At 75.7% G+C, this 12,071-nt stretch carries 13 protein-coding genes; 3 read left to right on the top strand and 10 right to left on the bottom strand.

From position 1 onward, the window contains the following. Position 1: 1 nt before the first annotated feature. The gene (locus ACL02O_RS02725; protein WP_412816317.1) at positions 2-1,114 is read right to left on the bottom strand and encodes an ATP-dependent DNA ligase; all 1,113 of its coding nucleotides are present in this window, start codon (positions 1,112-1,114) and stop codon (positions 2-4) included. Positions 1,115-1,250: 136 nt separating this feature from the next. Here ACL02O_RS02725 and ACL02O_RS02720 point away from each other — a divergent pair, with 136 nt between their 5' ends. After that, positions 1,251-1,463 (top strand): hypothetical protein, encoded by a 213-nt coding sequence (locus ACL02O_RS02720; protein ID WP_412816316.1) that lies wholly within the window; start codon positions 1,251-1,253, stop codon positions 1,461-1,463. Positions 1,464-1,541: 78 nt separating this feature from the next. Then, positions 1,542-1,964 (top strand): SRPBCC family protein, encoded by a 423-nt coding sequence (locus tag ACL02O_RS02715; protein WP_412816315.1) that lies wholly within the window; start codon positions 1,542-1,544, stop codon positions 1,962-1,964. A 102-nt stretch (positions 1,965-2,066) separates the two neighbouring features. On the opposite strand, the gene ACL02O_RS02710 is transcribed toward ACL02O_RS02715, so the two are convergent. Continuing rightward, a complete protein-coding gene (locus ACL02O_RS02710; protein ID WP_412816314.1) occupies positions 2,067-2,564 on the bottom strand; it encodes a GNAT family N-acetyltransferase in 498 nt (165 codons plus the stop codon). A 93-nt stretch (positions 2,565-2,657) separates the two neighbouring features. Here ACL02O_RS02710 and ACL02O_RS02705 point away from each other — a divergent pair, with 93 nt between their 5' ends. Next, positions 2,658-3,158 carry a DUF1990 family protein gene (locus ACL02O_RS02705; protein WP_412816313.1) on the top strand — a complete coding sequence of 167 codons (501 nt, stop codon included), beginning with the start codon at positions 2,658-2,660 and terminating at the stop codon, positions 3,156-3,158. Here the strand turns inward: ACL02O_RS02705 and ACL02O_RS02700 are convergent. The 8 genes from ACL02O_RS02700 to ACL02O_RS02665 all read right to left on the bottom strand — a co-directional run bounded on the left by ACL02O_RS02700 (position 3,152) and on the right by ACL02O_RS02665 (position 12,070). Further along, complete coding sequence (locus ACL02O_RS02700; RefSeq protein WP_412816312.1) at positions 3,152-4,066, bottom strand: DNA-3-methyladenine glycosylase family protein; 915 nt, start codon at positions 4,064-4,066, stop codon at positions 3,152-3,154. The two genes, ACL02O_RS02705 and ACL02O_RS02700, sit on opposite strands and share 7 nt — an antisense overlap. A gap of 141 nt (positions 4,067-4,207) precedes the next feature. Then, complete coding sequence (locus ACL02O_RS02695) at positions 4,208-4,852, bottom strand: hypothetical protein (RefSeq protein WP_412816311.1); 645 nt, start codon at positions 4,850-4,852, stop codon at positions 4,208-4,210. 206 nt (positions 4,853-5,058) lie between these two features. Continuing rightward, positions 5,059-5,838, bottom strand: coding sequence for an anti-sigma factor family protein (locus tag ACL02O_RS02690; RefSeq protein ID WP_412816310.1), 780 nt, complete (start codon positions 5,836-5,838; stop codon positions 5,059-5,061). After that, positions 5,835-6,533 (bottom strand): sigma-70 family RNA polymerase sigma factor, encoded by a 699-nt coding sequence (locus ACL02O_RS02685; RefSeq protein ID WP_412816309.1) that lies wholly within the window; start codon positions 6,531-6,533, stop codon positions 5,835-5,837. Before ACL02O_RS02685 ends, ACL02O_RS02690 begins: the two co-directional genes overlap by 4 nt. 81 nt (positions 6,534-6,614) lie before the next feature. Beyond that, complete coding sequence (locus tag ACL02O_RS02680; RefSeq protein ID WP_412816308.1) at positions 6,615-7,472, bottom strand: spermidine synthase; 858 nt, start codon at positions 7,470-7,472, stop codon at positions 6,615-6,617. Continuing rightward, entirely contained in the window at positions 7,472-8,431 is a 960-nt protein-coding gene (locus ACL02O_RS02675) for a hypothetical protein (RefSeq protein WP_412816307.1), read from the bottom strand. The genes ACL02O_RS02680 and ACL02O_RS02675 overlap by 1 nt, the downstream gene beginning before the upstream one ends. 16 nt (positions 8,432-8,447) lie before the next feature. Further along, positions 8,448-10,922 (bottom strand): AAA family ATPase, encoded by a 2,475-nt coding sequence (locus ACL02O_RS02670; RefSeq protein WP_412816306.1) that lies wholly within the window; start codon positions 10,920-10,922, stop codon positions 8,448-8,450. Continuing rightward, a complete protein-coding gene (locus tag ACL02O_RS02665) occupies positions 10,922-12,070 on the bottom strand; it encodes an exonuclease SbcCD subunit D (RefSeq protein ID WP_412816305.1) in 1,149 nt (382 codons plus the stop codon). Before ACL02O_RS02665 ends, ACL02O_RS02670 begins: the two co-directional genes overlap by 1 nt. Between the last annotated feature and the right edge of the window lies 1 nt (position 12,071).

Raw genomic sequence — 12,071 nt, 5'->3', positions numbered from 1 at the left:
GCTACGCCCGGCCGCCTCCGCCGCCGACGGTCGCCGCCGGGTCCCCGCGCAGCACCTCGTCCACGTCGTACCGGATCGGGCGTTCGAGCTGGTCGTAGCTGCAGGAGCGGGGATCGCGGTCCGGACGCCAGCGGACGAACTGGGCGGTGTGCCGCAGCCGGTCGCCCTCCATCGCGTCGTAGCCGACCTCGGCCACCAGATCCGGGCGCAGCGGCTCCCACTCGAGGTTCTTGGTGCCGGTCCACCGGCTCACCCCGCCGGGGATGCGCTGCCCGCGTTCGTGGTCGCCGTGCACCCACGGGTGGTCGGCGGCGACCTCGCGGTACGGCTCCAGCTCGGCCAGCAGCTCCTTGCGCCGCGCGGCGGTGAACGAGGAGCTGACCCCGATGTGGTGCAGCACCCCGGCGTCGTCGTAGAGACCGAGCAGCAGCGAGCCGACCACCGGGCCGGACTTGTGCCAGCGGAAGCCGGCCACCACCACGTCGGCGGTCCGGGCGTGCTTGACCTTGAACATCAGCCGCTTGCCCGGCTCGTAGGGCAGGTCGGCGGGCTTGACGATGAGGCCGTCCAGGCCGGCGCCCTCGAAGACGTCGAACCAGCGCCGGGCCGTCTCCGGGTCGGTGGTGACCTGGGTGACGTGCACCGGCGGGCGGACCTTGGCCAGCGCCTTCTCCAGCGCGGCCCGGCGCTGCGGGTAGGGCCGGTCGGTGAGCAGCTCGTCGTCGAGGGCGAGCAGGTCGAAGGCGACGAAGTCGGCCGGGGTGGTCTCGGCGAGCAGCTTCACCCGGGAGGCGGCCGGGTGGATCCGCTGGGCGAGCAGCTCGAAGTCGAGCCGGGGCTGCCCGCCCGGCCCGTCGCGGCGGATCACGACCAGCTCGCCGTCGACCGCGCACCGCGGCGGGAGCTGGCGTCGGGCCTGCTCGACGACCTCGGGGAAGTAGCGGGTCATCGTCTTGCCGCCCCGGCTGGCCAGCTCGACCTCGTCCCCGTCGCGGAAGATGATGCAGCGGAAGCCGTCCCACTTCGGCTCGTACGTCATGCCGGGCGCGGTGGGGAGCTGGGGCACGCTCTTGGCCAGCATCGGCTCGACCGGCGGATTGATCGGCAGGTCCACGGCGACCAGTCAACCAGACGCCACCGACAGCCGTGAGGCAGATCACCGGCGGTGCCGGGTGGCGTGTCCCCGCACCGACCCGTTCGTCCCCGCCGACCGGATGGCGGAACACCGGCTCGGCGCTACCGTTCGCGGCGTGCCGGAGTGGAGCTGCGGGTGCTGCGGACGCTGGCGGGTCAGCGTGCAGCTGATCCGCGGGCGGTACCGCTACCGGCTGGTGCACCGCTACCGCCCCGAGCACGGCGGCGGCGCCAACGTGATCGGCGAGGTCGCCTCGGTGGCCGAGCTGGAGGAGCTGCTGCGCCGGCACGCCCCGGTCGGCCTGGCCGACCTCCGCGAGGCCGCGTGACGGCCGCCACCGCGCACGGGATCATCCGGGGTCTATACCGGGCGTAACCTGACCGTGTCAGCACGGGGAGGGAGCGCCATGCGGTTCGTCGAGTCCGTCGAGATCACCGCCGCCGCCGACCGGGTCTGGGCGGTGCAGACCGATGTGGAGCGCTGGCCGGAGTGGACGCCCTCGGTGACCGCCGCGCGCCGGCTGGAGCCCGGGCCGTTCGCCCTCGGCTCGTCGGCCCGGCTGGAGCAGCCCCGGCTGCGACCGGCGGTCTGGCGGGTCACCGAGATCGACGAGCCGCGTGTGTTCGTCTGGGAGTCCGACAGCCCGGGCGTGCACAGCCGGGGCGAGCACCGGGTGGTCCCGCTGCCCGACGGGCGGGTCCGCGCCGAGCTGGTGATGGCGCAGACCGGCCCGCTGGCCTGGCTGGTCGGGCTGCTCGGCGGCCGGACCATCCGCGGCTACCTGCGGCAGGAGGCCGACGGGCTCAAGCGCCGCTGCGAGCGGGACTGACGCGCCGACGCCGGCCGGGGAGATGTCGTCGTCCCCGGTCCTGATCACCGTGGGTCACGCCCACCCCGGCACCGCACCTCGCCTCCGGGCGAGGTTCCGGCGTCACCCGGAAGGAGCCGTTCCCGTCGGGTCGAGCGCCTTCTCCAGCACCGCCAGGCGGTTGCCGTTCTCGTCCGGCCGGTGCGTCACCACCCGGTAGCCGCGCCGCGCGTACAGCCCCAGGTTCTCCGCGCTGTCCGCGCCGGTGAACAGGGCGAACCGGGCCACCCGGCCCGCGCAGGCCGCCTCGATCGCGGTGAGCAGCCGCCCGCCGACGCCCCGACCCTGCTGGTCCGGCGCGACCGAGAGGCGGCCGATGTGGGCGGTGTCGCCGTCGATGCGGGCGCGCACCGAGCCGACCAGGCGGGGCCCGAGCCGGGCGGCCAGCACCACGGTCGGGCCGGCCAGGTCGGCCCGCACCTCGTCCAGCGTCTCGGTCAGCGGCGGCAGGAACGGGTCGGCGTAACGCTGCGCCTCCACCAGGTACGCGGCGCGCTGCACGGTGAGGATCTCGCCGGCGTCCGCGACCCCGGCCGGGGCGATGGTCACCTGATCGGTCACCCGACAAGCCCACCACAGCCCGCCGGGCCGACGCCCGGCGGCCCGCCCGCCCCGGGGCCGTACGCTGGCGGGGTCCCGCGCGAGGAGGTGGCCGTGCCCGAGCTGACGTACACCGAGGTGGGTGCGACCCGCGACGGACGCCTGCCGGCCGGCTACCAGCACCTGCGCCACCGGGTCCGGCTGCCGGACGGCTGCTTCCCGGTCGCCGCGGCCGCGGTGCTCGGCTGGCGGTTGCACCGGGCGGCGGGGGTGGCGATGCGCACCGATGCGCCGCGCGCCGACGCGGGCGTACAGGTCACCCCGGGTCTCGGGGTCGGGCCGCTGCGCATCTGGGGCCCGACCGAGGTGGTCTGGGCGCTGGACGAGCCGGACCGGGCCGGCTTCGGCTACGGCACGCTGCCCGGGCATCCGGAGATCGGCGAGGAGGCGTTCCTGGTGCGGCGGGCCGGGGACCGGGTCTTCTTCGAGGTGACCGCGTTCAGCCGCCCCGCCCGCTGGTACGTGCGCGCCGCCGGGCCGCTCGCCCGGGCGGTCCAGCACCTGTACGCCTGGTGGCTGGGGCGTACCCTGCGCCGGCTCTGCGCCGCTCAGTAGGCGGCGAAGGAGCGGATGCCCGCCCGGGGGCCGTATCGGGGCGCCTGGATGCCGGCCGCCTCCAGCAGCAGGCAGACCCGCCCCCGGTGGCCCCGGAACGGCTCCAGCAGCGCCAGCATCCGGGCGTCGTCGCCGCGCGGCTCCCCCGCCAGCGCCCAGGCCACCGTGTTGGGGATGTGGTAGTCGCCGACGCTGACCGCGTCCGGGTCGCCGTACGCGATCCGGACCACCTCGGCGGCGGTCCACGGGCCGATGCCGGGAATCGCGGTGAGCCGGCGGGTGGCCTCGGCGGCGTCGGCGCAGCGTTCCAGCCGGTCCGCGACAGCCGCGGCGCGGCGCAGTGTGTCGGCCCGGCGCTGCTCCACACCGAACGGGTGGAAGACCCAGTACGGGGCCGCGGCCACCGTCGCCGCCTCCGGCGGCAGCAGCAGCGGTTGCAGCGGACCGGGCGCCGGCTCCCGGAAGTGCCGGACGGTCGCCGCGTACGCCCGATACGCCTCCTTGCCGGTGACCTTCTGCTCCAGGACGGCCCGCAGCACCCGGGGGAAGACCAGGCCGGTGGCCGGCATCCGCAGCCCGTGGTGCTCACGGGCCAGCCGGGCGACCAGCGGGTGCGCCGCCGCGAGCTCGGCGAAGCCGGTCAGGTCGTCGCGCAGCCCGGCCACCGCGTCGGCCCGGTCGACCACCCAGACCGCTCCGGGGCCGTATCCCTCCGCGACCAGCTCACCCGCCTCGGGCCGCAGCGCGAGGGTGGCCGGCCCGGCCGGGGTGCGGGTGGCCCACCAGAAGGTGCCGGCGGCGACCCGGGCGCACGGGTCGTACGCGCTGAAGGTGAGCCCGCGCACCGAGGCGGCCAGTCGATAGCCGGCCGGAGGGTGCAACGTCCGGCGGGCGGCGGGGGAGGTCACCCGGCCACTCTGCCATGACGGTGCGCCGTGACGGGCGACACCGCCGGGACGCTGCCGGTGTGCCGGCGTCCGGGTGCACGACGATGGCCGGCCGCGCCCTCCTCGGCTGCGACCGGCCACCGTGTCCCTACCCGGCCTGGATCAGTACGAGTAGCCGCCGCTGTCCGAGCCGCCCGAGTCGCCGGTGGCCGGCGGGGCGACCGCCGTCGGGGTGCCGGTGGGCACGCACGTCAGGTTCTTCTTGCCGTTCTGGTCGATCACCCACCAGGTGCCGCCGACCCCCTGGCCCTTCCACTGGCCGGGCTTCTTGTCACCGATGTACCGGTAGACCGGCCAGCCGCCGATGGTGATCTGCCGGGTGCCGTCCTGGCGGGTGACCGTGCCGATCTTGTCGTCGGCGATGCCCTGCAACTGCGGGTTGCCGTCGGTCAGGGCGGGCGGCCAGACCTGGGCGCACTTGTCCACGCAGTTGGACTGCGGCGGGTCGGCCGAGTCCTTGTCGAAGCGGTAGAGCACCCACCCGTCCTGGTCGGTGACGACGTTGCCCATCCGGGGGACCTTCTTGCCGATCAGCTGGTCGGTGAGCTGCACGTCGGCCGCGGGCGCGGCCTGGTTGTCCGCGGTGGCGGCGGCCTCCGGTTCGGCCGTCGCGGTGGGCTCGGCCGCGGCGACGGCGACCGGCTCGGCCGCGCTCGAGTTCGCCCCGTCGTAGCCCGCGGGCGCGCAGGCCGTTAGTGCGACCATCGCGCTCGCGACGATGACGGTCGTCCGCTTCAGGTGTGCCACGTGCCCTCCTCAATCTTGGCAGTTCGCCGGGTAGTACGGGCGGCGCGCTGTCAAGGTTGAAGAGGGAAGGGTGGTCCATTTCACAGTGGGCTTGTTGAACCGTCCCGACCTGCGGCACGTGGGGGAGCACGTCGGGTGGACCCGGGTCCGGACATGCCGGAACGGCGCCGGGCGGTGCGGCTGCCCGGCGCCGACGTCGCCTCGGGTCAGATGTCGGCCACCGTCACCAGCGGCGTGGCGATCCCGCCAACGTCGATCGACTGCACCTGGATCTTCGCGATGTCGTCGAGCGTGGCCGACGTGGACGCGCTCAGCTCCAGCGCGTCACTCCGGGCGCTCGTCCCGTAGCCGGTGCCCGGCACCGACCAGGTGCTCACCACCTCGCTGGTGTTGTTCTTACGGATCACCACCAGCCGGCAGGTGCGCGGCCCCGGCAGCCGGGCCAGCCGCACGCTGATCTGCGTGCCGTACTCCTTGCGGGCGAGCCACATGTTCGTCTGCACGCCGGTGCTCGGGTCGGTCGCCCGGTGCTCGTCGCCCTCCGGCTCCGTGCCGCCGATGTTCGGGTCGCCCGGATCACCCGCGGTGCCGGTCGGGGCCGCGGTGGGCACGCTCTGGGTCGGCTCGGCCTGCGGGAGCGGCTGGCTGCCGTCGAACACGGTGGCGAGGCCGACGCCGCTGACGGTACCGAACACCACCACGGCGGCGGCGGTCGCGAAGAGCTGCCGCACCCGGTTCCGCCGCCGGTCCAGCCGCACCGCGTGCAACGTCCGGTCCAGCAGCGCCGGATCCGTGTGGGTCTGCTCCAGCGCCGCCATCGTCTCGCCGTCGATCCCGGAGAGCAGCCCCACCACCGGGACCATCGTCTCCAGCTCCGCCGCGCACGCCCAACAGGTGGCGAGGTGCTCCTCGAACCGCTCCGCGTCCTGCGGGTCCAGCACGCCGAGCGCGTACGCGGCGACGTCCATGTGATCCGCCCGGCTCATTCCGTCACCCCCCTTTCCTGCAGAGCCGTGCGCAGCGCGCGCAGCGCGTAGTAGACGCGCGACTTCGCGGTGCCGAGCGGGAGGCCCAGCTCCTCGGCCGCCTCGGGCACGGTACGCCCCCGGAAGTACGTCGCCACCAGGATCTCCCGGTGCGACTGGCTCAGCGTACGCAGCGCGTCGGCCACGGTCATCGTGCGCAGCACCCGGTCGGTGCTGTCCGCCTCGGCGAACGCGGTCAGGTCCCGGTCGTACGTCTCCGCCGGGCGGGCCTGCTCGCTGCGGTGCTCATCGATGGCGATGCGGCGGGCCACCGTGACCAGCCACGGACGCAGCGAACCCTGGCCCTGGGTGCCCAGCCGGTGCGCGTTGCGCCAGGCCCGCAGCAGCGTCTCCTGCACGATGTCCTCGGCGCGCTGCCGGTCACCGCCGGTCAGCCGCATCACGAACATCAGCAGCGGACCGGCGTGCTCCGCGTAGAGCAGCCGGATCAGCTGGTCGGAGTGACTGGCCTCGGTGGACGCCGCCTGGTGGCGTCCGGGCACCGGTCGCGGCGTCACCGGGTCATTCTGGCGATCGGCGGACCGGCCGTCGACCCCGCGGCCCAACCTCGACGCGCGCGACTGAGGCTGCGCCCGGGCGAACATCCACTCGGGCCTCGCCACCTCGCCGTGCCAGCCGGCCGCCACCGCATGCATGCAGACCTCCGGTGTCCGATGACCTCAGCCGGCCCCCACGGGCGTGGCCGCCCGGTGATACGGAGCAATCCGCCGAGCGGATCAACGACGCACGGAAAAAATTCCGGGCGGTGGCGGGGTGGAATCGGTGGCGTCCGCGTCGCGGACCACCGGGGCGCCGCCGGCGAACCGGTCCAGCTCCGCCCCGGCCAGCACCCGGCCGGGGAACCAGTCCCCGGCGGCCCGCCGGGTCAGCTCCGGCACCGGCGGCTCCACCCGGGACGCCACCAGCACCAGGTTGCCGTAGCGCCGGCCGCGCAGCACCGCCGCGTCGCCCACCAGGCAGCCCCGGGGCAGCACCGTCCGCACCGTGGCCACCTGCGCGCGGGCGTGCCGCAGCGGCGGCCCGTCGGCGATGTTCGCCAGGTAGAACCCGCCGGGCCGGAGCACCCGGGCCACCTCGGCCGCGTACTCCACAGAGGTCAGGTGAGCCGGGGTACGGGCGCCGGCGAAGACATCGGCGACCACCAGGTCGTAGCCGGCGTCCCGGCTCGACGTGAGGGTGGCCCGGGCATCGGCCACCCGGACCCGCAGCCGCGGGTCGCTCGGCCAGGGCAGCGCCCGGCGCACCAGCTCCACCAGCGCGCCGTCCACCTCGGACACCCGCTGGGTGGAGCCGGGCCGGGTGGCGGAGACGTACCGGGGCAGGGTCAGCGCGCCGCCGCCCAGGTGCAGCACCCGCAGCGGCGTGCCGGGCGGGGCGACAAGGTCGATCGCGGCGGCCAGCCGGCGGACGTACTCGAACTCCAGGTGCGTCGGGTCGGCCAGGTCCACGTGCGACTGTGGGGCGTCGTCGAGCAGCAGCGTCCACGAGCCCGGCCGGTCCGGGTCCGGCACCAGTTCGGCCCGTCCGGTGTCGACCTGCTCGACCAGCCGGTCGGCGCCGCGTCGGCGGCCCATCAGCGCCGGATCCCCCGGGCCGCGCTGGCCAGCACCCGGTGCAGCAGCCGGGCGTCGCCGAGCAGCCCGCGCAGCCGACGCTCCAGGCCGGCGATCGGGATCAGGTTCTGCGGGGCCCGCGGATCCTTGTACGGGCTGGAGGCGAACCGGGGCAGGGTGACCAGGGACAGCTCAGCCAGCTCGATCGCCTCGGCCTCGGTCAGCTCGGCGGAGCACTCCACCCGCACGATTCCCGCCCAGGGCGCGCCGCCGGAGACCGGCAGCCGGAGATACCAGGAGTAGCCGCCCCAGGCGGTGCCCAGCCGGAACACCGGGCTGCGCTGCCCCGGGGCCAGGCCGGTGACCACGGCGGTCAGCCGCGCGTCGAGGTACTGGCTGTGCTGGGTCTTGATGTAGCCCAGGGTGCGCGGCAGGTTCCGGCGGCTGCGCAGCGGCCCGTCCACCACCAGCAGGTCGCCGTCGGTCCGCACCGCGTCGGACACCGCCACCTCCAGCGCGGTCAGCGGCGCCTGCACCGCGGCGGGCAGTTTACTCAGCTCACCGCTGCCGCCGACCCGGTGCACCGGGTAGCGGATCGTGCCGGCCACCACGTCCTGTGCCGAGGGGCTGGCGGTGAACAACCCCCGACCCACCTGCGCCCCGGCCAGCTCCGCCGCGCCGCGATCCAGGTCGCAGCGGACCACCCCGGCGGCGTACGAGGCGGCGATGCCCGGATACGAGCCGCCGTCGTCCTCGGCCGTCCAGACACTGGCGTCGATCCGGCGTACCCCGTCGACCAGCAGCACCACGTCCGGGGCGGCCAGGTCCGGCCGGGCCCCGACGGCCCGCCAGTCGGCGGCCGGCAGCTCGACCTCGGCGTCGACCTGGGCGCTGCTCGGGGCCGCCGGCCCGCCCCCGCCGGCCGCCTCGAACGACGCCCCGTACGCCGGGTCCCACGCGTCGACGAAGAAGCGCGTCACGCCGCCCCCGCCCCGCTCACAGGCCGGTCCGTTCCACCCGGGCGGTCCGGGCGTCCTTGCGGACCTCGAAGCGGACCGGGATCCGCTCGGCGAGCGCCGGTACGTGGGTGACCACGCCGACCATCCGGTCGCCGCGGGCGGCCAGGTTCTCCAGGGTGGCCGCGACGGTGTCCAGGGTGGCCGCGTCGAGGGTGCCGAAGCCCTCGTCGAGGACGATGGACTCCAGGCTGGCCGCGGTGGTGGACATCCCGGCGAGCTGCTCGGACAGCGCGAGAGCCAGCGCCAGCGAGGCCTGGAACGTCTCCCCGCCGGAGAGCGTGCGCACCCCCCGGCGCAGTCCGGCGTCGTGCTGGTCGACCACGAAGAACTCGCCCTTGTCGTGTACCAGGTCGTACTGGCCGCCCGACAGCTCGCGCAGGATCCGCGACGCGCCGTCGACCAGCAGGTCCAGCGCCTCGGCCAGCAGCCAGCGCTCGAAGTTGTTGGCCCGCAGGTGCCCGGCGAGGGCCCGGGCGACCCGGGCCTGGCGTTCGTGCCCGGTCCGCTGCTCGTGCAGTTCGGCGGCCTGCTCGCGGCGGTCCTGGAGCCGGCGCAGCTCCGCCTCGGCGCGCTCCACCGCCACCGCCGCGTCCCGCAGCGGGTCGTCGGCCGCGTCCAGCCCGGCGGCGGTGAAGAGCCCGGCGATCCGCTCCCCGGCCTCGCGCACCGCGGCCTCGGCCGCGCTCACCGCGGTGACCAGCCCGTCCCGGTCGGCCCGCCGCCGGTCGGCCTGCGCACCGGCCCACCCGGCGAGGGCGGTCCAGGCGGCGGCCACGTCCTCGCGGTCGGCGGCGGGCGGGCCGAACCGGGCCAGCCCGTCGCGGGTGGTGTCGAAGTCGCGCCACGCTCGGCGCAGCCGCTCCTGCGCCCCGTCGAGCGCGCCCCGGGCCCTGCGGGCGGCGTCCCGACCGGCCCGGACCGCCCCGGCCGCCTCCTCCAGGGCACGGCGCAGCCGCGCGTGCTCCGCCAGGTTCTCCCGCAGGGTCTCCGGCGTGGCCGCGCCGGCGAGCTGCGCGTCCAGCTCGGCCAGCCGGGCCCGCAGCTGGTCGTGCTCGGTGCGGGCGCGCAGCAGCACCCGGTCCAGCTCGCGCGCGGTGGTGTCGCGCTCCTGCACCACCCGCTTGGCCGCCTCATTGGCCGCCCGGGCCGCCTTGCCGGCGGCGATCGCCCGAGCCACCGCCGACTCCTCGGGTACCGCCGGCACCCGGGGGACCACCTGCTCACAGACCGGGCACGGGCCGCCGGCGGCCAGGTGCGCCCGCAGCGCCACCGCCTGGTCGGTGGCCTTGGCCTCCTCGTGCGCCCGGAACGCCGCCTCCAGCTCGGCCTCGGCGCGCTCGGCGAGCGCCCGGGCCTCGGCCAGCGCGCCGGTCGCCGTGTCGTGCTCGGCCTGCGCCGCGCTCACCGCCGCGCCGACCGCCGCCGCCTCGCCGGTCAGCCGGTCCCGGTCGGCGTGCGCCTTGAGCAGCAGTCGCAGCGCGCTCTCGTCGCCGGCCGCGGCCAGCTCGCCGCGCAGCTTCTCCTCGCGTTCCTCGGCCAGCCCGACCGCCGCGCCGGTCTCGTCGGCGGTTGCCCGGGCGGTGGCCACCGCCCGGGCCAGCTCGGCGGTCCCGTCCGGCGGCCGGACCCCGGTCAGCACGGCCAGCTCCGCGTCGAGCGCCGCGAGCGCCGCCGCCTGCTCCCGCGCCGTGACCCGGGCCCGGTCCAGCTGCGGTACGGCGGCCGTGACCGCCCCGGCCAGCTCGCGCATCCGGTCCACCCGCCGGCCCGCGCCCGCCAGGGCCTCGTCGTCGACGTCGGCGAGCCCGCCGAGCATCCGGTCGACCGCCTCCAGTCTCGCCTCGGCCTGGCCGGCGCGCTCGGTGGCCCGCTTCTGCACGTCCTCGTAGATGCCGAGGCCGAGCAGGTTTACCAGGATCTGCTGCCGGGTGGCCGGCTTGGCGTGCAGGAAGTCGGCGAACTGCCCCTGCGGCAGCACCACGCAGCTGGTGAACTGCTCGTAGGGCAGGCCGACCGCGTCCAGCACCGCCTGCTCCATCTCGGCGGGGGTGCCGGCCACCACCTCGCCCAGATCCTCGGGGCTCAGCCCGGTGTCGAGCTTGGTGACGTCGAAGCCGGGTGGCATCAGCTGCAACCCGGCGTTGGCGGTCTTCACCGTGCCCCGGCCGTCCCGGCGGACCACCCGGGTGGCCACGTACCGGTCGCCGGCGGACTCGAAGACCAGCCGCACCCGGGCCTCGGTGGCCGAGGGGGCGAGCGCGTTGGCCAGTCCCCGGGTGCCGCCCCAGCGGGGCACCGTGCCGTAGAGGGCGAAGCAGATCGCGTCGAGCACCGTCGACTTGCCGGAGCCGGTGGGGCCGACCAGGGCGAAGAAGTCCGCGTCGGTGAAGTCGACGGTGGTCTCCTCGCGGAAGACGGTGAAGCCCGCCATGTCCAGCCGCATCGGCCGCATCAGTGATCGACCTCCTCGAGCAGCTCGTCGAAGAGCTCCTGGACGCCCTCGTCGGCGTGCCCCCGGCTGCCCAGGTAGTCGGCGAAGAGCTCGCGCGGCGAGCGGCCGGCCCGCTGGGCGGTGCGGGTGCCGCTGCCGGGGGCGGGCACCAGCTCCGGGTCGATCCGGATCTCCAGCGCCCGGGGCAGTAGCTCCTGCACCTCCTCGCGCAGCCCGGCGCGGGGCTGTTCGCGGACGTAGACCCGCAGCCAGCCCTCAGGGGCGTCGAGCTCGGCGAGCTGGGCCAGGGTGCCCCGGACCGTGCGCAGCGGCACCGCGCCGGGTACCGGCACCTCCCGGACCTGCGCCGCGGTGGTGGCGGTGACCTCGACGACGGTCACTGAGCCGATGTTCTCCTGCTCACCGAAGTCGACCGCGAGGGGGCTGCCGCTGTAGCGGATCGGGCAGGGGCCGATGACGCGCTGGGACCGGTGCAGATGGCCCAGCGCCACGTAGTGCGCGTTGCCGGGGAAGACCGTGGCCGGGACCGCGTAGCCCAGCACGGTGTGCGCGTCCCGCTCGCCGCCGCCGGTGCTGGCGCCGACTACGGTGAGGTGGGCGGTGACCAGGTGCACCCGGTCCGGCTCGGTGAATCCCTCGGCGAGCCGGGCGAGGACCCGGCCGAGGTGGTCGGCGTACGTCTGGTTGGCCTCGGCGGCGGTCAGCTCGTACATCTCCACGGCACGGACCGCGTACCGCTGGGAGAGGAAGGGCAGCGCGGCCAGCTGCCAGCGCTCACCGCCGGCGGTGACCCCGTCGATGACGTGCTCGGCCGGGTTGTCCCGTACGCCGCCGCGCAGGGTGATGCCGGCCGCCTCGGCCCACGGGCGCAGCGCGTCGAGGGCCTGGCCGTTGTCGTGGTTGCCGCCGATCGCCACCACGTCCGCCCCGGTCCGGCGCAGCGCGGTCAGCGCCCGGGTCACCAGGCGGGTCGCCTCCGGGGTGGGTGCGGCGGTGTCGTAGAGATCGCCGGCCACGATCACCAGGTCGGGCCGCTCCACCCGGGCGATGTCGATCACCTGGCCGAGGACCTGCTTGTGCTCCTCGACCCGCGACTGCCCCTTGAGAACCTTGCCGACGTGCCAGTCGGAGGTGTGCAGGATCTTCATG

This window comes from Micromonospora mangrovicola (assembly GCF_047200535.1).
Lineage (GTDB): Bacteria > Actinomycetota > Actinomycetes > Mycobacteriales > Micromonosporaceae > Micromonospora.
This window is presented reverse-complemented; position numbering and strand designations above follow the sequence as displayed.